Source organism: Tuberibacillus sp. Marseille-P3662, from assembly GCF_900178005.1.
GTDB lineage: Bacteria > Bacillota > Bacilli > Bacillales > Sporolactobacillaceae > Marseille-P3662.
Window position 1 is genome coordinate 425,640 of the sequence record NZ_FXBS01000006.1, and the last position, 23,561, is coordinate 449,200.

20 protein-coding genes and 1 other annotated feature are annotated in these 23,561 nt (G+C 42.0%); of the genes, 19 read left to right on the forward strand and 1 reads right to left on the reverse strand.

The annotated features are described in order from the left end of the window. The first annotated feature begins 63 nt into the window (after nucleotides 1–63). From lon to B9Y89_RS10630, 10 genes are all read left to right on the forward strand, one after another. Nucleotides 64–2,388, forward strand: coding sequence for an endopeptidase La (lon, locus tag B9Y89_RS10585; protein ID WP_085523207.1), 2,325 nt, complete (start codon nucleotides 64–66; stop codon nucleotides 2,386–2,388). After that, the gene (gene yihA, locus B9Y89_RS10590) at nucleotides 2,385–2,981 is read left to right on the forward strand and encodes a ribosome biogenesis GTP-binding protein YihA/YsxC (RefSeq protein ID WP_085523208.1); all 597 of its coding nucleotides are present in this window, start codon (nucleotides 2,385–2,387) and stop codon (nucleotides 2,979–2,981) included. Before lon ends, yihA begins: the two co-directional genes overlap by 4 nt. A gap of 188 nt (nucleotides 2,982–3,169) precedes the next feature. Then, nucleotides 3,170–4,546, forward strand: coding sequence for a glutamyl-tRNA reductase (gene hemA, locus B9Y89_RS10595; protein ID WP_085523209.1), 1,377 nt, complete (start codon nucleotides 3,170–3,172; stop codon nucleotides 4,544–4,546). Nucleotides 4,547–4,561: 15 nt separating this feature from the next. After that, the gene (locus tag B9Y89_RS10600; RefSeq protein WP_085523210.1) at nucleotides 4,562–5,380 is read left to right on the forward strand and encodes a cytochrome C assembly family protein; all 819 of its coding nucleotides are present in this window, start codon (nucleotides 4,562–4,564) and stop codon (nucleotides 5,378–5,380) included. A 31-nt stretch (nucleotides 5,381–5,411) separates the two neighbouring features. Further along, the gene (gene hemC / locus B9Y89_RS10605) at nucleotides 5,412–6,347 is read left to right on the forward strand and encodes a hydroxymethylbilane synthase (RefSeq protein WP_085523211.1); all 936 of its coding nucleotides are present in this window, start codon (nucleotides 5,412–5,414) and stop codon (nucleotides 6,345–6,347) included. Further along, nucleotides 6,337–7,119: a uroporphyrinogen-III synthase gene (locus tag B9Y89_RS10610; RefSeq protein WP_085523212.1), complete on the forward strand. Its 783-nt coding sequence runs from the start codon at nucleotides 6,337–6,339 to the stop codon at nucleotides 7,117–7,119. Before hemC ends, B9Y89_RS10610 begins: the two co-directional genes overlap by 11 nt. Continuing rightward, nucleotides 7,103–8,083 (forward strand): porphobilinogen synthase, encoded by a 981-nt coding sequence (gene hemB / locus B9Y89_RS10615; RefSeq protein WP_085523213.1) that lies wholly within the window; start codon nucleotides 7,103–7,105, stop codon nucleotides 8,081–8,083. The genes B9Y89_RS10610 and hemB overlap by 17 nt, the downstream gene beginning before the upstream one ends. Nucleotides 8,084–8,108: 25 nt before the next feature. Next, nucleotides 8,109–9,392, forward strand: a complete 1,284-nt coding sequence (gene hemL, locus B9Y89_RS10620) for a glutamate-1-semialdehyde 2,1-aminomutase (protein WP_085524697.1) — start codon at nucleotides 8,109–8,111, stop codon at nucleotides 9,390–9,392. A 116-nt stretch (nucleotides 9,393–9,508) separates the two neighbouring features. Further along, a complete protein-coding gene (spoVID, locus tag B9Y89_RS10625; protein WP_176222184.1) occupies nucleotides 9,509–10,594 on the forward strand; it encodes a stage VI sporulation protein D in 1,086 nt (361 codons plus the stop codon). A gap of 89 nt (nucleotides 10,595–10,683) precedes the next feature. Next, nucleotides 10,684–11,697, forward strand: a complete 1,014-nt coding sequence (locus tag B9Y89_RS10630) for a phosphotransferase (protein ID WP_176222185.1) — start codon at nucleotides 10,684–10,686, stop codon at nucleotides 11,695–11,697. Here B9Y89_RS10630 and B9Y89_RS10635 read toward each other — a convergent pair. Continuing rightward, the gene (locus tag B9Y89_RS10635; RefSeq protein WP_085523216.1) at nucleotides 11,692–11,889 is read right to left on the reverse strand and encodes a hypothetical protein; all 198 of its coding nucleotides are present in this window, start codon (nucleotides 11,887–11,889) and stop codon (nucleotides 11,692–11,694) included. The genes B9Y89_RS10630 and B9Y89_RS10635 overlap by 6 nt on opposite strands. A 131-nt stretch (nucleotides 11,890–12,020) precedes the next feature. After that, nucleotides 12,021–12,244, forward strand: a binding site (T-box leader). A 61-nt stretch (nucleotides 12,245–12,305) separates the two neighbouring features. Between B9Y89_RS10635 and B9Y89_RS10640 the strand changes: the two genes are divergently transcribed. From B9Y89_RS10640 to mreD, 9 genes are all read left to right on the forward strand, one after another. Next, nucleotides 12,306–14,945, forward strand: coding sequence for a valine--tRNA ligase (locus B9Y89_RS10640; RefSeq protein WP_085523217.1), 2,640 nt, complete (start codon nucleotides 12,306–12,308; stop codon nucleotides 14,943–14,945). A gap of 61 nt (nucleotides 14,946–15,006) precedes the next feature. After that, a complete protein-coding gene (locus tag B9Y89_RS10645; protein WP_085523218.1) occupies nucleotides 15,007–16,314 on the forward strand; it encodes a bifunctional folylpolyglutamate synthase/dihydrofolate synthase in 1,308 nt (435 codons plus the stop codon). Between the two features lie 103 nt (nucleotides 16,315–16,417). After that, nucleotides 16,418–18,115, forward strand: a complete 1,698-nt coding sequence (locus tag B9Y89_RS10650) for a sensor domain-containing diguanylate cyclase (protein WP_176222186.1) — start codon at nucleotides 16,418–16,420, stop codon at nucleotides 18,113–18,115. A gap of 12 nt (nucleotides 18,116–18,127) precedes the next feature. Further along, nucleotides 18,128–18,838 (forward strand): prepilin peptidase, encoded by a 711-nt coding sequence (locus tag B9Y89_RS10655; protein WP_085523220.1) that lies wholly within the window; start codon nucleotides 18,128–18,130, stop codon nucleotides 18,836–18,838. Nucleotides 18,839–18,975: 137 nt separating this feature from the next. Continuing rightward, on the forward strand, nucleotides 18,976–19,983 hold the full coding sequence (locus tag B9Y89_RS10660) for an SPOR domain-containing protein (protein ID WP_085523221.1): 1,008 nt from the start codon (nucleotides 18,976–18,978) through the stop codon (nucleotides 19,981–19,983). A 363-nt stretch (nucleotides 19,984–20,346) separates the two neighbouring features. Beyond that, on the forward strand, nucleotides 20,347–21,021 hold the full coding sequence (gene radC, locus B9Y89_RS10665; RefSeq protein ID WP_085524698.1) for a RadC family protein: 675 nt from the start codon (nucleotides 20,347–20,349) through the stop codon (nucleotides 21,019–21,021). 73 nt (nucleotides 21,022–21,094) lie between these two features. Further along, nucleotides 21,095–22,132: a rod shape-determining protein gene (locus B9Y89_RS10670; RefSeq protein WP_085523222.1), complete on the forward strand. Its 1,038-nt coding sequence runs from the start codon at nucleotides 21,095–21,097 to the stop codon at nucleotides 22,130–22,132. 29 nt (nucleotides 22,133–22,161) lie between these two features. Then, nucleotides 22,162–23,037, forward strand: a complete 876-nt coding sequence (mreC, locus tag B9Y89_RS10675; RefSeq protein WP_085523223.1) for a rod shape-determining protein MreC — start codon at nucleotides 22,162–22,164, stop codon at nucleotides 23,035–23,037. Beyond that, on the forward strand, nucleotides 23,034–23,552 hold the full coding sequence (gene mreD / locus B9Y89_RS10680) for a rod shape-determining protein MreD (protein WP_085523224.1): 519 nt from the start codon (nucleotides 23,034–23,036) through the stop codon (nucleotides 23,550–23,552). Before mreC ends, mreD begins: the two co-directional genes overlap by 4 nt. Nucleotides 23,553–23,561: the final 9 nt, after the last annotated feature.

The window sequence follows — 23,561 nt, forward strand, 5'->3', positions numbered from 1 at the left end:
CAAGCCACATTCATTTAAGATAGAATTGAACGGAATACTTGAAAATGGAGGTGTTATGGCCCTGTGACTCAAGATCAGAAAAAGACAATACCTTTGATGCCTCTACGAGGAATGATTATTTATCCGACCGTGGTCTTACACCTTGATGTTGGCCGTGAGAAATCGGTTGAAGCGCTAGAGAAGGTCATGATGGGTGATCAAAAAATTTTTTTAGCGGCACAAAAGGAAATAGCGGCAGAAGACCCGGAGTCGTCTGATATACATGAAATGGGAACCATTACCATGGTTAAGCAAATGCTAAAATTACCCAACGGGACGATCAGGATTCTCGTAGAAGGTGAACAAAGAGCAAAGGTACTTTCGTATACAGACCAAGATGATTATTTTGAAGTTGAAGTTGAGCCAATGGAAGCTGAAGTGGAACCGACAGCAGAGCAACAAGCGTTAATGCGCCAAGCTGTTGAACAGTTTCAAGAATATATCAAGCTGTCAAATAAAGTGACCCCAGAAACCTTGGCAACAGTTGAAGATATTGATATGCCGGGTCGATTGGCTGATGTGATAACATCGCATTTGTCATTGAAGATTAAGGACAAGCAGTTGATTTTAGACACAGTGGACGTTACAGAGCGTCTTAACAAATTAATTGATTTGTTGGCAAACGAAAAACAAGTCCTAGGAATAGAGAATAAAATTGGTCAGCGCGTCAAGAAATCAATGGAACGCACGCAAAAAGAATATTATTTGCGTGAACAAATGAAAGCTATTCAAAAAGAATTGGGTGAAAAAGAGGGCAAAGAAGGTGAAGTCGCTGATTTAAGGACGAGCGTTGATCATGCCCCGATGCCTGATAATGTTAAAGAAGCGGCTTATAAGGAACTTGATCGCTATGAAAAGCTGCCGCAAAGTTCAGCGGAATCCGGCGTGATTCGAAATTACATAGACTGGCTGCTGCAACTCCCATGGGAAGCGGAAACGGAAGATAGCTTAGATATTGGGCAGGCGGAAAAAATATTGAATGATGATCACTACGGCTTGGAAAAAGTCAAGGAACGTGTGTTGGAACACTTATCAGTGCGAAAGTTAACAGAGCGTTTGCAAGGACCTATCCTATGTCTTGTCGGTCCACCCGGTGTTGGTAAAACATCTTTAGCCCGCTCGATAGCTAGATCTATGAATCGCCACTTTGTCCGTGCTTCGTTAGGCGGTGTAAGAGATGAAGCAGAGATTCGTGGTCATCGCAGAACCTATGTTGGGGCTATGCCAGGACGGATTATCCGTGGGATGAAGACAGCGGAAACGATTAATCCGGTGTTTTTGTTAGATGAAATTGATAAAATGGCCAGTGACTTTCGTGGTGATCCGGGTTCAGCGATGCTGGAAGTACTTGATCCGGAACAGAACAGTACATTTAGTGATCATTATATTGAAGAATCCTATGATTTAAGTAAAGTGATGTTCATCACGACAGCAAACAATGTTGGAACCATCCCCCGGCCTTTACTCGACCGGATGGAATTGATCAACATTGCAGGCTATACAGAAGTTGAAAAGACTCATATTGCTAAAGAGCACTTAATTCCGCGCCAATTGGAAAATCATGGCCTGAAGAAGAGTCAATTACAATTTCGTGAAGATGCTATCAAATATATCATTCGTCGTTATACACGAGAAGCAGGTGTGCGTAACTTGGAGCGGACCATCGCATCGATTTGCCGTAAAGCGACGAAGCAAATTGTCTCGAATGAAAAGCAACGTTTAACAATCACAGTCAATGCCGTTGAACGGTTATTGGGAAAACCGTTGTTTCGTTACGGTTTGGCAGAAACCGAAGATCAAATTGGGGCGGCCACGGGTCTCGCCTACACGCCTTTTGGCGGCGATACCTTATCGATCGAAGTCTCCCTGTCTCCTGGCAAAGGGAAGCTGACTTTAACTGGGAAACTTGGTGATGTGATGAAAGAATCGGCCCAAGCGGCATTTAGTTACATTCGCTCACGGGCTAGTGAATTAAATGTTCCTGCTAATTTTAATGAAAAAAATGATATTCATATTCACGTTCCTGAAGGCGCGACTCCGAAAGATGGACCATCAGCGGGTGTGACGATGGCAACGGCCCTCATTTCAGCCTTAACAGAACGGCCGGTGAAAAAAGAAGTCGGTATGACAGGTGAAATGACATTGAGAGGGCGCGTCCTGCCAATTGGGGGGTTAAAGGAAAAAGCGCTCAGTGCTCACCGCGCGGGTCTGACCACGATTATTATCCCGAAAGATAATGATAAGGATCTTGAAGACATTCCCGATAGTATTAAGGATGACTTGCATTTCATTAAGGTATCTCACCTTGATGAAGTAATAAAGCATGCATTAAAAGGTGATGTTGAATGAAAATCACACATGCTGAATTTATTAAAAGCGCCGTCAAACCATCACAATACCCCGAGGAAGGCCTGCCTGAAATTGCAATGGCGGGCCGTTCTAACGTGGGAAAGTCATCATTGATTAATAAATTGCTTAACCGGAAAAAGCTCGTTAAAGTGTCGCAAAAACCTGGTAAAACACAGACCTTAAATTATTTTAAAATTAATCAAGCCTTTTACTTCGTGGACGTTCCCGGATACGGTTATGCGAAAGTATCCAAGAAGGAGAAACAGGCTTGGGCGGATATGTTAGAAACATATTTCTCGGGTAGTCCTCATCTTAAAGCAGTTGTCCAAGTTATTGATTTTCGTCATCCTCCATCAGCAGGTGATGTGCAAATGTATGAGTACCTTAAGCATTTTGGTTTACCGACGATTATAGCCGCCACAAAAAGTGATAAAGTTAAAAAGGGCAAATTTGCTAAACACAAAAAGGAAGCATTTGAACAGCTTGACCCGGACATTAATGATGATTTTATCACTTTTTCAGCCGAAAGCGGTTATGGCATCGATGAGCTCTGGGGTGCCATTAACCAATATACGGGTTTGGACGCTGAGTGACCGGACTCATTACAAGACTGATACAAGCAAATGCTTTTGCTTAGCAACTCGATTTTTGTTATTTTAAATAAGGATATAACGTTGTTTTCAACGAGTTTTCACATTTCATTTAATAGAAACCATGGTCAGCATGATATAATAGAGGTAGAATGAACTGACTATGTGAACGTCTAAACGGAGTGACTATTATGCACATTCTTGTAGCGGGAGTGAATCATCGGACAGCCCCTATAGATATGCGAGAGCAGCTTGATTTTGATCCGGCTGAACTTTCGCGTGCTCTGGAGCAATTACGTGATACCAAGAGTATTTTTGAAACGGTTATTGTGTCAACGTGTAATCGGTCTGAAGTGTATGTTGTGACGGATCGTTTGCGGACAAGTTCCTACTTCACGACAACTTTCTTGGCGGATTGGTTTGGGGTGGAGCGTGAGACTCTTGAATCGGTTTTGTTTATCAAGGAAGATGATGATGCGGTTGATCATTTGTTCCGTGTTGCTTGCGGGCTTGATTCGATGATTTTGGGTGAAACACAGATTTTAGGACAGGTCAGAGACGGATTTTTTGCTGCTCAAGAAGCAAATGCCACAGGTACGATTTTCAATCAGCTCTTTAAAGATGCGGTAACAGTGGCTAAACGTGCTCATTCTCATACGATGATTAATGATAATGCTGTTTCTGTCAGCTATGCGGCTGTCGAGTTGGCGCGTCATATTTTTGGTTCGCTTGATCAGAAAAGCGTGTTGCTCATGGGGGCCGGGGAAATGAGTGAATTGACGGCCGAGCATTTAAGTAGTCAGGGGACAAAAGCGATGATGGTCATGAATCGGACCTATGATCGAGCGCAAGACTTGGCTAATCGATTTTCAGGAACGGCTGTTGATTTTTCGACCTTAGAAGAGAAACTGGCAGCTGTTGATATTGTGATCAGTTCGACAGGAGCACGAGATACAATTGTAGATCAAACTATGATGGAGCGCGTGAGTAAGCAACGTAAGGGACGCCCATTATTTATGGTCGATATTGCTGTTCCTCGTGATCTTGATCCGGCTATTCATGACTGTGATGATGTCTTTTTATATGATATTGATGATTTGCAGGATATTGTCGCATCGAATTTGGAGCAAAGAAAAGCAGAAGCTGAAAAAATTGATACCTTGATTGATGAACAGCGAGTCGCTTTTAAGCAATGGATGGATACCCTTGACGCTGTTCCTGTGATTGCTGCTATGCGCCAGAAAGCGATGGATATTCAATCGGAAACGATGGAAAGCATTGAGCGGAAGATGCCTGACTTATCCAAGCGCGAACGTAAAGTTCTTAATAAGCACACGAAGAGTATTGTGAATCAACTTTTACGTGAACCGATTCAGAAAGCTAAAGAGATATCTGGGAGTTCAGCCGATGCCCAGTTACAACTTATTGTTGACCTGTTTGATATTCAAGAAGAGGTCGCTGAGCAAAAGGAACGTCAACGCAACCATAATGACCAGCACGGCACTGAAACGGGACAATATCGTTCTGACGTTTACGTCCCTGCTGCCGGAGACGGTATGTCCTCCTAGAGAGGGGTCCGGTCAATGTTAATTAGTCCACTTTATGATGTGACCATCATTATTTACGCTATGAGCGTTTGTTCTTATTTCATAGATTTTTTGTATCACAACCGGAAGGCTAACCAATTGGCTTTCTGGTTGCTTTCTATTGTTTGGGTGCTTCAATTCGCTATATTTTTGTTGAAAATGGGTAAAGCAGGCGAATTTCCTATTTTGACACCGTTAGACGGCTTGTTTTTTCTTTCATGGATCCTTGTGACAGCTTCATTATTAGTGAATCGATTTATGCGAATTAGCTTTTTCGTTTTCTTTATTAATGTCGTTGCCTTTATGATCATGGCTATCACCTTGTTTAAACCAAGAGATGATGTTTCACAAGTCCTTCTACAGCATTTGATGTCGGATTTGCTTGTGATCCACATTACGATTGCCTTTTTGGCCTATGCAGCGTTTACATTGTCATTTATCTTGTCAATGATGTATTTAATTGAATATCAAATGTTAAAGAATAAGAAGTGGAATCAGCGGCTTGTTCGGTTTGATTCACTGGCAAAGATTGAACAATTGTCGTTTTGGTGTAACCTCATCGGTGTTCCTCTATTATTAATTAGTTTAATATTGGGTATGACGCGTGCTTACAATGTTGCTCTTGATATTGCATGGTATGATCCCAAAGTTATTCTATCTTTTGTTATGATGGGCACTTATAGTTTCTATTTGTATAAGAAGATGGGGGAAGGTGTTCATGGCAGATCGCTTGTTTTTTGGAATACCATCGGATTTCTACTATTATTAATCAATATTTTCTTATCAGAGACACTCACCGATTTCCATCTTTGGTAAAGATGCTGAACGAACAGAACGGAGGATGAGTATGACGCTTTTAAAATTAGGATCAAGGAAAAGCCGCTTAGCGCTTCAACAAACCCATTGGGTGATGGATCAACTAAGTAAGCATGCCGACGATCTAGAATTCGATGTCAAAAAAATCGTCACTAAGGGTGACAAGATTTTGGATGTCACTTTGTCTAAGGTCGGTGGCAAAGGTTTATTTGTTAAGGAAATTGAAAACGCCTTATACAATAAAGATATTGATATTGCTGTCCATAGTATGAAAGACTTACCTTCTGAACTTCCTGAAGGCCTAGATATTATTTGTGTACCGACACGGGAGGACGACCGTGATGCGTTCATTTCGCAAGGGAATATCTCATTTATGGATTTACCTGAAGGGGCTGTTGTCGGGACAAGCAGTTTACGGCGCGGAGCTCAGATCCTAGCGAAGCGGCCCGATCTTCATATCAAACCTGTTCGGGGTAATATTGAAACCCGGTTGCGAAAATTAGAGGAAGAAGACTTTGATGCGATTGTGTTAGCTGCAGCTGGGCTTAAGCGTATGGGTTGGTCCGATGATGTTATCACGGAATACTTGCCTAATGCTATTTCAGTTCCTGCTGTTGGCCAAGGCGCTTTGGCGATTGAAGCCCGTTCTGATGATGAGGACACGAAACATTTACTGGAATCTATTCACGATCCGGAAACGGCTCATCGTGTTGCGGCTGAACGCAGCTTTTTGAAGGAATTGGAAGGCAGCTGTCAAGTCCCAATCGGTGCCTATTGTGAGCGCTTATCTGATAGTACGCTCAAATTGACAGGTATGGTGGGTGAGACTGATGGAAGTACGGTATTAAGGGAAGAAATCACCGGTGATCATCCTGTAGAGATGGGGGTTCAATTAGCTGACCGACTAAAAGCGTTAGGCGCTAAAGACATTCTTGATCGAGTGAAAGAAGAATTAGATGAATCCTGATCTTCCTTTGCAGGGTAAAACGGTCCTCATTACCCGTCAACAAAATCAATCTGCTCAAATGAGTGAGCGTATTAAGCAATATGGTGGTCAACCCATTGTTATGCCTGTTCTAACGTTCAAAAAACGGCAGCTTGATAAGCAGGAACAGCCTCGTCTACATGATGCTTATGATTGGATTGTTTTTACGAGTACCAATAGTGTCCGCTTTTTCTTTGAACATATCCATGTCCAAGATTTAAAACAAGTTAAAATAGCAGCCGTCGGTTCAAAAACGTCGGCGGCTATCCGAGCTTATGGTTTAACACCCGATTTTATACCGGATCAATATGATGCTGTATCATTAGGCGCTTATTTTGCCAGGCTGACCACTTACTGTCGGGTCTTATTACCACAGGGTAATCTGGCGAGAACGACCTTGAAAGAGAGCCTTATGAAAGCGGGGCATCATGTTCGATCGATTGTCCTTTACGATACAGTCATGAATGAGGAAAGTGATGCACAAATTGAGGCTTACCTAAGGGATGGGCAGGTTGATGTTGTGACTTTTGCGAGCCCTTCAGCTGTACATTTTTTTACCCATTTACTTGGTCCTGATCTTGCCTTAGTTCAAGGTCAAGCCGTTATCGCTTGTATTGGTAAGACAACCTATGCTGCTGCTCAAGAAGACGGTTTAACACCCAGCATCTTGCCGGAAACATTTACTGCTGAAGCGATGATTGATGCCATCGCTGCTTATTATAAGGAGGTTTGTAACTATGGAAAATACGTTTGATCGCCATCGTCGCTTGCGCCAAAATACAACCATGAGACACATGGTTCGTGAGACAACTTTAAATGCGCAAGATTTGATTTATCCGCTTTTTGTCGTTGAAGGTGAGCAGGTGAAAGATGAGATTCCTTCCATGCCAGGAATCTATCAGTTATCCATTGATCAGCTGGCACCTGAACTCGATGAGGTTCATTCTCTTGGTATCCCAGCTTTGATGTTATTTGGTGTCCCTGAACACAAAGATGCTATCGGCTCTGGAGCCTATCATGACCATGGGATTATCCAAGAAGCGACGAAATATATCAAACAGCATTACCCGAACCTTATGGTGATTGCGGATACGTGCTTATGTGAATATACCGACCATGGTCATTGCGGTGTCATATTTGATAATGATGTGGCTAATGATGATAGTCTCGAACTGCTCGCGCAAACGGCTGTATCTCAAGCCCAAGCGGGTGCTGACATCATTGCCCCATCCAACATGATGGATGGTTTTGTCACTGTCATTCGCCAAGCCTTGGATGATGCCGGATTTACAAACACGCCTATTATGTCTTATGCCGTGAAATATGCTTCTGCTTACTATGGTCCATTCCGTGATGCTGCGGACAGCACACCGCAGTTTGGTGATCGCAAAACCTATCAAATGGACCCGGCTAATCGTCTTGAAGCGCTTCGCGAAGCAGCATCAGATGTTGAGGAAGGAGCCGATTTTTTAATGGTTAAACCGGCCTTACCTTATTTGGATATCATCAGAGATTTGAAAAACCAGTTTAATCTACCATTAGTGACATACAATGTTAGCGGTGAATATGCGATGATCAAAGCAGCGGCCCAGAATGGTTGGTTAGATGAAAAGGGAGCTGTCCTTGAGAAGCTCTACAGTATGAAACGCGCAGGTGCTGATTTAATCATCACTTATTTTGCTAAAGATGCGATCCGTTGGTTAAATGAAACCCAATAAAATGGAAAGAGGTGCTAAGGTTGATATGAATCTATCTAGTTCTGAAGAGGCATTTACAAAAGCAAAACAAGTCATGCCAGGTGGTGTGAACAGTCCCGTACGCGCTTATAAATCTGTCGATATGACGCCCATCTATATGACGGAGGGCAAAGGATCGAAAATATGGGATATTGATGGGAATAAATACTTGGATTATGTTTTGTCTTGGGGCCCATTGATTTTAGGTCATGCTGATGCTGAAGTTGTGAAAACCCTCAAAGATGTGACTGAAAAAGGGACAAGCTTTGGGTCCCCGCATATCTTGGAAACGAAATTGGCGGAATTAATAACAGAGCGGGTACCATCTGTAGATATTGTAAGAATGGTCAATTCTGGAACAGAAGCAACGATGAGTGCCTTGCGGTTGGCACGCGGTTATACCGGCCGGGACAAAATTTTGAAATTTGTTGGCTGTTATCATGGACATGGGGATTCACTACTCATCAAGGCAGGGTCCGGTGTGGCCACACTTGGATTACCTGATAGTCCTGGCGTTCCCTCAGGCATAGCTAGTAACACGATCACTGTCCCGTATAATGACTTAGAAAGTGTACGCTATGCATTTGAACAATATGGCGATGAATTAGCGGCCGTTATTGTTGAACCTGTTGCCGGGAATATGGGTGTTGTCCCGCCTCAGCCTGGATTTCTTGAGGGATTGCGCGATGTAACAGAAGCGAATGGTTCCCTACTAATTTTTGATGAAGTGATGACCGGTTTTCGTGTAGGCTATAACTGTGCACAAGGTTATTTCGGGGTCACACCGGACATCACTTGCTTCGGCAAAGTGATCGGTGGAGGTCTGCCTGTCGGTGCCTTTGGTGGTAGAAAAGACATTATGGAACAAATGGCTCCGAGTGGATCTATTTATCAATCGGGCACGCTTTCCGGAAACCCTCTAGCTATGGCAGCCGGTTATACAACACTTAAACAATTGACGCCAGATGATTATGATCAATTCAAGCAAAAAGCCAGCCGATTAGCTGAAGGTTATAAGCAGGCTGCTCGTCACTACGATGTGCCTTTAACGGTTAATCAAGCGGGATCGATGTTTGGTGTGTTTTTCACAAACCAAGATGTTGTTGATTTTGATAGTGCTAAAAGTGCTGATCTTGACCTGTTTAAATCCTATTTTCATGCAATGATTGAACAAGGTATATCACTCGCACCGTCTCAATTCGAAGGTCTGTTTCTATCAAAAGCTCATTCTGATGCGGATATTGAAACGACGATTGAGGCCGCTGAACAGGCTTTTTCAAAACTCTCATAAAAAAAACGGAGAACCTGCAGTTGCTAAGCTGCAGGTTTTCTTTTTAATCTTTTATTCATAATTCCTCATCTTCGGCATAGATTTATTAGTGATAACTGTTGAAGGGGTGAACTATCTTGTCTGAAACCGCCAATCAATTGCAGTTCTCCATTAATGAATCCATATGGTTTCAAGATGGGCAAGAGGCTGAAGAAATTATGTCCATTGCTCTCGAACCGGACATCAGGATAGAAGAAAATGACCAATATGTTTTAATTAAAGGCTCTTTAAGATTAAATGGCGAGTATAAGCCTGATGAAACGGCCTATGAAACAAATTCTGATCCTTTAGAGCAAAGTTCTTATCGAACGATGGACAGTATTACTGAGACCGATGTGGATACGGCTTTGTTTGAACATCATTTTCCTGTAGATATTACAGTTCCGGCTAACAGAATCGATGAGGTTGGTGATGTGTTAGTTTCAGTAGAAACGTTTGATTACACATTAAAGGAGAATAATTGTATCCAACTGGAAGCGGATGTTGCTATTTCTGGACTTGTTGATCGTGAGGCAGCCGTTCCTTCATCCAAGTCTGATTCTGAGGAAGCATCTGAAGATCAAGAGGCAGTGACTCAACCTGAAGTTGATCATGCGGATGAGGTTGAAACTGATTTTGAGCCTGTGAGCTACTCGGCGTATCGTCAATATGACGATGAAGAGATTGACGATACCCCGAAAGTGGATGTCATACCGAGAGAGGAAGAGGTTCAGGAAGAGGTTCAGGAAGAGGTTCAGGAAGAGGTTCAACCGGAACTCGATTATCAAACTGAACCGGAACGGCCCGGCGTCGACCAAGATGATGTCTATGAAGCGGAACCGCCTGCTGAGACGCCATTTAAACAGTATGAGAGCCCGGCGATTGAAGTGGGTACCAACCCAGAAGTTCCTGAAGTTAATGATGTTGATAACCAGGATTCCGCCGGTACTTATGTAAGCACACAAAATAGTGATAACGCACTTTATTTGACAAAAATGTTAGCTCAAGATGACGAGAACGAACAGTTTTCAAAAGTTAAAATGTGTATTGTTCAAAACGGTGAATCATTGGAAAGTATATCAGAACGGTATAAAGTCCCAGTTACCGCCATCCTTAGAAAAAATGAATTGGAAACAGATATCTTGAATGGCGGGCAAGTGCTTTATATTCCTGTTAACAATTAGACTATAAGTAATAACGGCACGTGACCATAACGAGTTTGGTCACGTTTCTTATTCACCGAATAAAACGATGGATACTTGGGGGTGAAAACTTGGAACGCCTATCTGATTCGCAGCTTAATACAGTCATTGAACAATATGGGCTAAATCTTTTGTCATTAACGGTCTATGATCGTTTGTTTAAAATTGATACGCTATCAGGGACGTATGCATTAAAAAAAACAGATATGAGTTCACAACGCGTAGAACAGTTCACCAATATTATAAGCCAGCTTGAGTCCCAGCCACTATCGCTCATCCCAATTATTCGTACGAAATATGGTGATTATGTTGTGGAAGCGGAAGGGGCTGTGTTTTATTTAATGCCCTGGATCAAGAATCAATTATTAGACGATGAGCATGAACGCGTCAAACGACTCGTCACTCAGACGGCGTTACTCCACCGTCATACCAAACGTGCTCAGCCTGATGGAGGAATCGTTGCGGAGCAATTAAGGAATAGGTGGGCGCGTATAGAACAATTTATGGAGCAGTTTGCCGATCGCTCAGAACATCGATTGTATCCGTCTCCTTTTGAACAACAATATTTAAATAGCTTTCATCGTTTGATGACCGTCTCGGAGGATGCGAGACAACAATTAAATGAATGGCAACAGCAGTATAGAGATTCAGGTGAGTTATCCGTTATATGCCACGGCCGGCTCCAGCCAAACCGGGTTTTATCCACTCCGGAGAGTGATTATTTAACCATTTTTGACGATGCGTACCGGGCATCCCCCTGTTTTGATCTGGCGTATTTCTTTCGCCGGTTACCATATTATGTGAATGGGGAGGCTGAAAGCTATCAGCACTGGTTAACCTTGTATGAAGCGCATTATACGTTAAGTACAGCCGATTACTACTTATTGTCAGCGATGCTCATATTTCCAGAACCATTAGTATCCCGTACGATCGATTACACCCGTAGAGACGATGACCAATTGGAGATTGATGCTGTTAACCAATGGAACTTTACGAAGGAGCATTATGAGGGACTGAATGCATGGGCAGCCACACTAGTTAAGGATGATATCTCTGATGCAACCGGCTCTAATGACAATTTATAGCCAACGCTTTAAGAAACATATATATAGACTGACTAATATCGCTAATAAAATCACATCAAACGTGGTTGGTAACATAATGGTTCTGAGTAGTTGAAAACAGGCAATCGGCAAAATCATCGTTTCCAAACCGTCTCTGACCCTCCGTAGCCATGGGGGCAGTCGATATTTATTGAACGTCCACCGGTTAAACATGATTTATCTGCCTCCTTGGAGAGCTGTTTTATTGTATCCTATGGTTGGGATGGCCTAAATGTGCACAATTCCTAGTGATGGAGTTGACGTTTGGGTCGATTACGGGTAAAATATGTCTACAAATAAGGTTCCTAAATGCTTGGAAAGGGAAGAGTAGGGCGAGCCAACCAACAGAGAGAGAAATCACTTGCTGCAAGGTTTCTTTGGTACCAAGGCTACCCGAATGTCGCCCTGGAGCAGCTTCTCCGAATTTTTTGAAGTAGGATAAGCCGGTGTGTCGCCGTTACCTGTCAGAGCCGGCGTATGATTTTGTGCGTAAAAAAGGTGGTACCGCGGAGCGTTCTTCGTCCTTTAGGGAGAAGAAGGCTTTTTTATTTTGGTTAAAAATTTTGGCAACATATAGAAGGAGTGAGGATATGGCAGAGCAGCAAGAAATGCCGACGAAATATGATCCGGGGCAATCTGAAGCTAAGTGGTATGAGACTTGGAAGCAAAATGATTATTTTAATGCCGATAATGATCAGAGTAAGACGCCGTATACGATTGTGATTCCACCTCCAAATGTCACAGGCAAATTACACCTTGGTCATGCATGGGACACAACGATGCAAGATTTATTGGTTCGCTTTAAAAGAATGCAAGGCTATGATGCCCTCTATTTGCCAGGGATGGATCATGCCGGTATCGCAACACAGTCTAAGGTTGAAGGAAAGTTGAAAGAAGAAGGTCAGAGTCGTTATGATCTAGGACGCGAAAATTTCCTAGAAGTGGCATGGAATTGGAAAGATGAATATGCGACATTCATTCGTGAACAATGGGCCAAGCTTGGCTTATCTCTCGATTATTCACGGGAGCGATTTACACTTGATCAAGGGTTGTCAGAGGCCGTTCGTCATGTCTTTGTCAACTTATATGAAAAAGGCCTGATTTATCGCGGCGAATATATTATTAACTGGGATCCGGCCACACAAACCGCACTCTCAGACATTGAGGTTGAATATAAAGAGATTCAAGGCCACTTGTATCATATGCGTTATCCATTAACTGACGGCTCCGGGGCGATTGAAATTGCCACAACACGTCCGGAAACAATGCTTGGGGATACAGCGATTGCCGTTCACCCTGATGACGAGCGTTATCAAGATTTAATTGGAAAGACAGCGGTTTTACCGATTGTTGGACGGGAGATTCCGATTGTTTCAGATAGCTATGTTGAGATGGCATTTGGCTCAGGCGCTGTTAAAATCACGCCGGCTCATGACCCGAACGATTTTGAGATGGGGAACCGCCATGATTTGTCAAGGATTTTAGTTATGGACGAATCAGGAACCATGAATGATAATGCTGGTAAGTACCAAGGTATGAACCGATTTGAATGCCGCAACCAGTTGGTTGCAGATTTGCAGTCAGAGGGTGTTTTAACTGAGGTCGAAGAACATATGCATTCGGTCGGTCATTCTGAGCGAAGCGGTGCGGTTGTTGAACCGTATTTATCAACCCAGTGGTTCGTTAAAATGCAGCCGATTGCTGATGAAGCCATCAATTTGCAATCAAACGACGATAAAGTTAATTTCGTTCCACCGCGGTTTGAAAATACCTATCTGCATTGGATGGAAAACATACGTGATTGGTGTATTTCCCGTCAACTATGGTGGGGACATCGGATTCCAGCTTGGTACCATAAAAAAACCGGCGAGGTTTATGTTGGCATGGAGGCGCCTGAAAATCTAGATGATTGGCGACAGGATGATGACGTTTTAGACACGTGGTTTAGCTCAGCTTTGTGGCCATTCTCAACATTAGGTTGGCCTGATGAACAAGCAGAAGATTACCAGCGCTATTTCCCAACAAATACGCTTGTCACAGGTTATGACATTATTTTCTTCTGGGTTGCACGAATGATTTTTCAGTCGGTTGAATTCACGGGAACGAAGCCATTTGCTGATGTGTTGCTTCATGGTCTAGTTAGAGATGCTGAGGGCCGTAAGATGAGTAAGTCGCTAGGCAATGGCATTGATCCCATGGATGTAATTGATCAATATGGTGCGGACGCGCTGCGCTATACGCTTGCGACAGGGACAACCCCGGGGAACGATTTACGCTTCCAATGGGAGAAAGTAGAAGCAAACTGGAATTTTGCCAACAAGATTTGGAATGCATCGCGGTTTGTGATCATGAACTTAGGTGACTTTACCGCTCGTGATATTAATCTTTCTGGTCAAAAAACGGTGGCTGATGAATGGATTTTGACACGTTTGAATGACACTATTGAGACGGTAACAAAATTCTTTGACCGTTATGATTTCGGTGAAGCCGGTCGTCACTTATATTCATTTATTTGGGATGATTTCTGTGATTGGTATATCGAGATGGCCAAATTGCCGTTGTATGGCGATGATCGTAACGCCAAATTAATGACAAAGTCCGTCTTGTGTTATGTCTTGGACCAAACATTACGTTTGCTTCATCCCATCATGCCGTTTGTGACGGAAGAAATTTGGCAGCACTTACCACATCAAGGTGAGACGCTCATGCGGCAAAGCTGGCCGGAAACGAATCCATCTTGGCATAATAATCAGGCTGTTCATGCCATGCAGTTACTACAAAATATTATTAAAAATGTTAGAAATATCAGGGCGGAAAAAGACGTCGCACCAAGTAAACCCATTGTTTTACAAATCAAGCCCGCTTCCGAAGATGCTGCTCAAGTTATCAAAAATAATCAGGCCTATATTGAGCGGTTTTGTCATCCAGAGACCCTTGATGTCAATCCGGATTTAGAACCATCGGAACAATCCGTATCAGCGGTTGTCACCGGTGCAGAGTTGTATTTGCCGCTAGAAGGGTTGATCGACATTGATGAAGAATTAAACCGATTGAACGATGAACTTAGGCGGTTGAACTCTGAAGTGGAACGTGTCCAAAAGAAATTGAATAACGAAGGATTTGTTAATAAAGCGCCTGAAAGCGTTGTTGATGCTGAACGGCAAAAAGAAAAAGATTACCTTGAAAAACGAGACAAAGTCAAAGAGCGTATTGCCGAACTCAGGCAGTAAAAATTAAGGATGAAGGTGGCGGTCGATAATCCGTCGCCTTTTTATTTGGAGGTTAGAGTAAATGTTTATGACACGAGATGATGTTTTAGAAGCACTTCATCAGTTAAAACCACATGGCATTAAGCCAGGAACAGAACGTATGACATGGATCTTGAATCAGTTAGGGAATCCAGAAAGGCGTATTAAGGCCATTCATATAGGGGGGACCAATGGTAAAGGGTCGGTGGTTAACTTCCTTAGTTCTATGTATCGAGAAGCCGGCTATGATGTTGGAGCCTTTATCTCACCATATATAACGACATTCAATGAACGAATTTCAATCAATGGGGTCAATATTACCGATCAAGACTTGGTTGCAGCCGCTAACGAGGTATTCCCGTATGTACAAAATCTTATTTCGACAACGGATTTAGGCGAACCGACGGAATTTGAAGTGATTACATTAATCAGTTTAGTTTATTTTAGCAGGATCAGACGTTGTGATCTAGTGCTATATGAAGTCGGCCTTGGCGGTCGTCTTGATTCGACGAATGTTATTCATCCAATTGCGACAGTCATCACCAATGTTGGTCAAGATCATATGGCCTATTTAGGAAATACTCTTGAAAGTATTGCCCGGGAAAAAGCCGGAATTATTAAATCAGGTGTTGCGGTGATCACGACTGCAGATGATCCAGCGCTTAACATCATCACTGAAACAGCGAAGGAATATCATGCTCCCTTATACGCGTTAAATCAACGTTTCTCTGTCACTCCTGAGGATGAGAACGAACCGGAAGTTGATTTTACTTTCAGCTATGGTAGGAAGGTCATGGATCATCTCTCGATTAATATGATAGGAACACATCAATTAAAAAATGCTGCGGCAGCGCTGATGGTTGTTGATTACTTAGAAACGTTTTATGCGATTTTATGTGATCGTGAACATGTATATGCTGGTTTACGCAAAGCATCATGGCCCGGCCGAATGGAAATTGTGTCTCGACAACCGCTTACAATCTTAGATGGGGCTCATAATCCGGAAGGAATGCAGGCTTTGGTTACGACGTTACAAACAAAATATCCTGATTATAATGTACGTGTCCTCTATACCTCTTTAAGTGACAAACCCAATGACGATATGATCAAGAGCCTATCCGGACAAGTGCAGACCATGATATTGACAACTTTTGATTTTCCACGGGCGAGTCAACCTGAGCAACTCAAAAATTTATCGGTTTGTCCTGACAGCCGTGTACAAGCAGATTGGGAATCTGCCCTGAACCAGCTTATAAATGAAGCAGATGAGCAAGATTTAATCTTGATATGCGGATCTCTATACTTTGTAGCGGAAGTCCGGAAGCGATTCGTTAAAACCGCTAATTTTTAAATTATTTTCAAAAAAGGATACATTTTTTTAGCAAAGTTTGCTAATATAATAACTAGCCATAAAGTTGGAGGACTTTTGTACGGACTTAAAGGAGGTGATGGTGATGAGTGAGCGGCAAACCAACCTATTATGGATGATTTGGGCAGTAATCGGCCCGCTCAGCTTTATTGTTGTATATATCACCAACCCTCCGGTTATGAACGGCTCGTTTCTGGCCATTATGACGATGGCAGGCTTATTGATTGTTTCTGCCTTATCCTACTTTAGAGTGCGTGGGACAGATATTATTGTACTGCAAGGCATTTCTATTGCCGTATTTTTGATTTTTGGTCTATTTGTGGAAATGGCATTAACGCAAATATCCATTCTTATTTATATGTTATCCAAACGATTATCCAGAGAGCAGCACTATAAATTTCCAATTAATTCGCTCATGTTTTTGTTTGTATCCATTGTTTCAGCACTGATCTATTTTTGGCTCGGCGGTGATATTGGGATGACACAAAATAGTCGAACCTTAGATTTCATCCCCATATTGGGCTATGTTCTAGCTTCGTTTGGAAGCAATCAGTTGTTTTTATATGGACTCAGATGGTTTCTTATAAAAGACAGACGTTTTTTTGGCAAAGATTTGTTTTGGGAATTGATAACGATTATATTAATGATGCCTGTAGGCATTATCCTATATATTTTATTTTTTGATATGGGGATTTACGGCATCCTGATTATTGCCATACCGGTAATGACTTTGTCGATCATATTCCGCATGATGAACCGGAGCTATGAAGTGAATCAATTGCTTCAACGATCAAATCAAATCGGTCAGCAGTTAACGGAAAAGTTGGAAGTTAATCAAATCACAAATTTATTTTTTCAATCTATTACGAAAATTTTAAGAGTTGACTATTTATACATTATTGATATCGATGATCAGGGAAAGTTCAGTCTTGTTCAACTCTATGAGAAATCCCCGAATGCGGTTAAAGGTGGGCAAATCAAATCCTCATCAGGAATTAGCTGGAAAGTAGGATACACAGGAGGAAGTTACCGCGCTGACAAACGAAAGCAATGGCGTCATTTATCAAAAGGATTTTTGCCTAGAACGGCTGAATCCGTTCTATCCGTTCCTATGAGAAGAAATAATGAGGTTGTGGGTGTGATCACCGCCGCGTCGGAATCCAAATATGTATATGAAAAACATCACTTGATGGTTTTAGAAATTATGGCGAATTTTTTAGGAGTCGCCATTGAAAACGCCCGGAACTATGAAAAGACCAAACAAGAGAGCGAACGTTGTCCACTAACCAACTTGTATAATTATAGATATTTTGCAAATTTACTGGAAGGTCATTTTCGAAATCTGACCGCTGATGAACCGTTCTCGATCATTATGATTGACTTAGACTTTTTCAAACGCATTAATGATACCTATGGTCACGAAACCGGGAATCAGGTGTTACGCGAAGTGGCGAAACGGTTAATGCAAATTGTTGGTCAAGGGGGGACTGTGGCTCGGTATGGTGGAGAAGAATTTGTTGTTTATTTGCCGAATGCTGAATGGGGGGATGCCTTTGAAATGGCTGAAGATATCCGTTATCGAATTTCGGAAGAACCATTTTTAACAGTATCATCGCTGGAATATGAAGAGAAAGAATGGATTCATCTAACAGCTAGCATCGGTATATCGACGGCACCTGAACAAGGAGAAGATTCCGTGACATTGATCAGAAATGCTGATCGAGCTATGTATTCTGGTGCCAAAAAAAAGGGACGAAATCGTGTAGCTACCTATACAGGTTAAGAGGGGTGTTCTATGACGGAATGGATTCAAAATTTATTATTCCTAATCTTCGGTAGTTTTTATGGTTCTTGGTTGTCGATGGTTGGTATTCGAATATCCATGGCACCGCATCATGAACTCCAATATCACTGGATGGCGGGTCGTGAACCGTTCCTTGCTATTCCGCTTATGGCTATAATAGGCAGTAGATTTGGTAGGCTTCGGAGACTGAGCCCGCTGTTGAAACGATATCCTTTATTGGAGGGGCTGTCAGGCATTAGCTTTTTTCTAGCCTACTTTTACTCTTTGACCCTCTCAGGGTTCCTCACATCTTTTTTATTACTTTCCTTATTGATTATTGTGGTCTCTGCGGACCTCGCTTATTTTATCATTCCCGATTTAGCCTTGCTGACATTTCTCATTTCTTACGGTATCGCTTTTTTTTATGATTGGATTCAATTGGCTCAGATGTTTTGGTTAGGCGGCTGTCTGCCTGTGTTTATTTATTGTCTCATGCCGAAAAACTATCGACATAAACTGGGGGCGGGTGACATAAAATTGCTATCAGTCATAGGCATAGCAGTTGGTTTAACACACATTTACATAATTATGTTCATCGCGTCGGTTACAGCTTTAATTTATATGGGGATCCAGGGGGTTAGGCATCAATCGTCTATCCATCAACCAATGCCCTTTGCACCGTTTATCGCCGTTGGAACTGTCGCAATACTCCTATTCTCATAAACCGTTGCCGCTTCTGATGTATGAAACGTGTCGTAATCCAACGAAGTTCATCCGACATAACTCTGGTTTTTTTGCGCGGAAGTTGTGGTAACTTATGAGACAAGCATCACTGATGTCAGTGAAAGGAGCGAATGAGCTTGGCGAATCAGTCATTCCATGATGATGATAACATTTCGGTTGAATTTAATGGTCATAAGACGAAATTAGATAAACCAAAGGAAGAAACGTCTGCCGCTGATAGTGATCGAACCTTGAATTGGCAGCCGGCTTTTGGTCAAACAGAGACAGAAGAGGGGCCAGAGCAACAGTCGAGTACGATTGATACGGACAAGACCATTCATTTTAAACCTCATAGAAAAAAGATGAAGAAAAAAAAACGAGGACGGTCGATCATTAATAAGAAAAGCCCACATGATCATGGTGTTATCTTTAAAAAGTTTTGGATTCCATTATTGTCCGCTATCGTGGTTGGCCTGGGTACTGGCTTTAGCGTTTTGTTATTTGTTAATAGCTCTCCTGAAAATAAAAATTTATCTTCGCCCGCTGAAGGGGGAACAAGCACCCGTTCTAATCAAACCCATCAATCTGATCAAACTTCAGGATCTTTTCCCACCGATCAATTGACTTTAAAGATTAATGCCGCTCAGGCGGGTGCTTTTAAGTCATCAGACCGGGCTACCGAGCGTGTTAAAGAGGTAAAGAATAAGGACATGTCGGCGGTAATTATCAAAGTATCAGACTATTACAGGGTTATTGTAGGGATATCAGGAAGTCAAAATGGAATCAAAGATAAGGTCGGACAATATGAACAGAAGCTTGGTAAAGACCAAGTCATTGATAAAACCTTTAATTTGTCGACATCATCTGTTTCAGGGATTGAGAAGCAAGAGACATTTGATCACTTAGTTAAGGGAAAAACGTTCCTTACCAAACTGGTTGATCAATCATCACAGGGATTTCCTGCTGATGACAAACTTATAAAGGACATAAAGACATGGAAAAATAAAGATATTGACGGTGCTCCCAAGCTATTAGTTGAGTTTGAAAAACAACTGTCAAACACGGCAAAGGAAAGTGGAAATGGACAACAGCAGTTATTACAGGCGGTTTCACAGTATACGTCAATTCTTAATCAATCAAACTAAAGGTGGTCGATGACCACCTTTTTCTATATTAAAAAAATGTCGGTTTTTGTCGCCATAAAATCGAGACGACTTGCGAAACATATAAATTAGAGGATTAAGTGGGGTTTTTTTTACATGACATGTATTAGGTTTTATGGTAAGTTACTATTATAACGACCCTACCCCGAAACATCCTTGGACAGGGTGAAACTTCTTATATCCCCTTTCTTAGTCACAGTTAAATTTCCTATGTTTTGATGTATTGCAAAACCAAATGCTACTCTCATTCGTCCAATTATGGAACAGGTGAGGTCGTCTTTGACAGCTATGGTCAGTCACGAATTTATTCAAGGGAGGCTTTAGCTATTGACGAGTACTTCATCCATGTTAATCCGTGACGTTCCAAAAGAGGAACGCCCACGGGAACGCTTAATTAATGAGGGGCCTGAGGCTTTATCCAATCAAGAAATCTTAAGCATTGTGTTAAGAACAGGGACTCGTGAGGAATCGGTTATCCAGTTGGCACACAGGTTGTTGCAGCAATTTGAAGGTTTGCGGTTATTGCAGGATGCAAATGTAGAGGAATTAATCAAAATGAAAGGTATCGGCCAAACCAAAGCCGTTCAATTGATAGCAGCTCGGGAATTAGGACGTAGGTTTAAACGATTGAAGAATGATCAAACTTTCGCCATCCGTTCTCCTCAAGACGGTGCTAACTATGTGATGGATGAATTGCGGTTCCTTTCACAAGAACATTTTGTTTGCCTATATTTGAATACGAAAAATCAAATATTACAGCAAAAGACAATTTTTATCGGCAGTCTTAATGCCTCCATAGTCCATCCAAGAGAAGTGTTTAAAGAAGCGATTAAGCGCTCGGCGGCTTCCATTGTCTGCTTTCATAATCATCCGAGTGGTGATCCAACACCAAGTCATGAGGATATGGAAGTGACGAAGCGTTTAGTTGAATGTGGTTCGCTTTTGGGTATTGAAGTTTTGGATCATATTGTTATCGGTGACCAAAAATTTGTCAGTTTAAAAGAAAAAGGTGTCGTTTAACCCTACTTTTTCGTTTGTGTTTGTTTTATAATTGATTTTATGAGTTATGCACCATGAAGGGAGATACATAAACATGCTTGGCGGATTTTCTAAGGATTTGGGAATTGATTTGGGAACAGCCAATACACTTGTCTATGTCAAAGGTAAAGGTGTGGTTGTTAGAGAACCGTCGGTTGTCGCCATCCGAACGGATACTGGAAAGATCGAAGCTGTCGGCAATGAAGCAAAAAACATGATTGGACGAACTCCGGGTAATATCGTTGCCCATCGTCCGATGAAAGACGGTGTCATCGCTGATTTTGAAACAACATCGACGATGATGAAATATTTTATTGAACAGGCCCAGAAGAGTCGATCCATGTTCTCAAGGAAACCGAATGTGGTTGTCTGTGTTCCCTCGGGGACAACAGCGGTTGAACAACGGGCTGTTGAAGATGCGACCAAACAAGCCGGTGCAAAGGAAGCCATTCCGATTCCGGAACCTTTTGCGGCCGCTATTGGTGCTGACTTGCCGGTGTGGGAACCCACCGGAAGCATGGTCGTTGATATTGGCGGGGGAACAACAGAAGTCGCCATCATATCATTAGGAGGCATTGTCACAAGCCAATCCATCCGGGTTGCTGGTGATGAGATGGACGATGCCGTTATTCAATATATTAAAAAGACCTATAACCTAATGATTGGTGAAAGAACATCGGAAGCATTAAAAATGCAAATTGGGTCCGCTGGAGCGTCAGAGGAATATGACAGCATGGAAATTCGCGGTCGTGATTTATTATCAGGACTACCGAAAACCATTGAAGTCGGTGCCGAGGAGATTAGTCAGGCTCTATCGGATACCGTTAACCATATCATTGAAGCTGTGAAAGTCACCCTTGAACGTACTCCACCCGAACTAGCTGCAGACATCATGGATCGAGGGATTGTGTTAACAGGTGGCGGTGCCATGCTCCGCCATTTAGATCGGATGATGAGTGACGTCACGCAAATGCCAGTCATCGTCGCTGAAAATCCTATGGACTGTGTAGCAATTGGGACTGGAAGAGCATTAGAAAATATGCCACAATTGAAAGCGAAAGCAAGCTTATCTCCAAATAAAGGTTCCAATTAAATGCATATGCTTAGCAAGTAGGTGACAACATGCCGCGTTTTTTTTCTAATAAAAAATTAATTGTATTGTTAACTGGGCTGATCGTTTTGGTAGCATTGATTGGATATTCATTAAAAGACCGCGAAGATGCGACAGTAGCTGAACAGTTTCTCCATGATACAGTTGGATTTTTTCAAAGAATGTTTCATACACCCGCACAATACGTTGCGGGTTTCTTTGAGACTATTGATGATATTCAAAATGTCTATAAAGAAAATGAACTGCTAAAATCGAGATTAAAGGATTATGCTGAAGTTCGCACTAAATATAATCAACTCAAAAAAGATAACGATGAACTTAGAGATCAGCTAGACATGGGTGAGCATTCCAAATTGTCGGGATATAACCAGCAATTGGGGACGGTTATTGCTCGTCCATTTGATGAGTGGAATCAGCTATTAACCATTAATATTGGCGGACAAAGTGGTGTACATAAAGGAATGGCTGTTAAAACAAGTGAAGGTTTAGTTGGAAGAGTGACAACAGTGAGTCAATTCACGAGTGTTGTGTCTTTGATTACCGATCCACTAAGTATTAATCAGATTCCCGCCGCTATCAATGGAAAAAAAGATATTAATGGCATGATTGAAGGTTACAATTCAAAGCAGAACGTCTTGTTATTTAAAAAGCTACCCGTCGAATCGAACATTAAAAAAGGGATGGAAGTTATCACATCCGGCATGGGAGGCGTTTATCCAAAAAGTGTTTATATTGGAAAAGTTGTAAGTGTCAATACGGAAAGCAACGGACTATCACAAACAGCGAAAGTGAAGCCGGCTGCTGATTTTTCGAATATCAATTATGTTCATGTTCTTGATCGTCTAGCTAAGTCGTCTAAGAAAGAAGCGAAGGAGGATGAGTCTTGACTCTGTTTTTCTTGATCTTGATCCTCTTTGTTTTTTTTATATTCCAAGGGACGGCTATGGACGTCTTCTCAGCTGAGTGGTTTGGTTTCCAATTTGCCGACGTGCCCCATTTTGTGCTCATCGGCTTGGTTATGATCGCTGTTTTTCATAAACGTAGTACAGCCATTGTACTGGCTGTTAGCTTTGGATTGCTGACGGATATTATTTATACAAATGTGCTGGGTGTTTATGGATTCTGCTTGCCTATAACTGTTTATTTGGTTACGGGATTGAACCGGTTACTGCATATGAATATCTTCGTCATCTTTTTCATGGCGGTTTTCTCGGTTGCAATTTTAGAAATGAGTGTCTACGAAATTTATAGTTTGATTGGTAATGTGAACATGGACCTTTCTCATTTTTGGACAGTTCGAATGCCGCCAGTTCTTATTCTCAATGGTGTTGCCTTAATATTATTGTTTTATCCCTTAAGAAATTTGATATTAAAGCTAAAAAATAGAGAAGAAGACGAATAATAAAGGAAT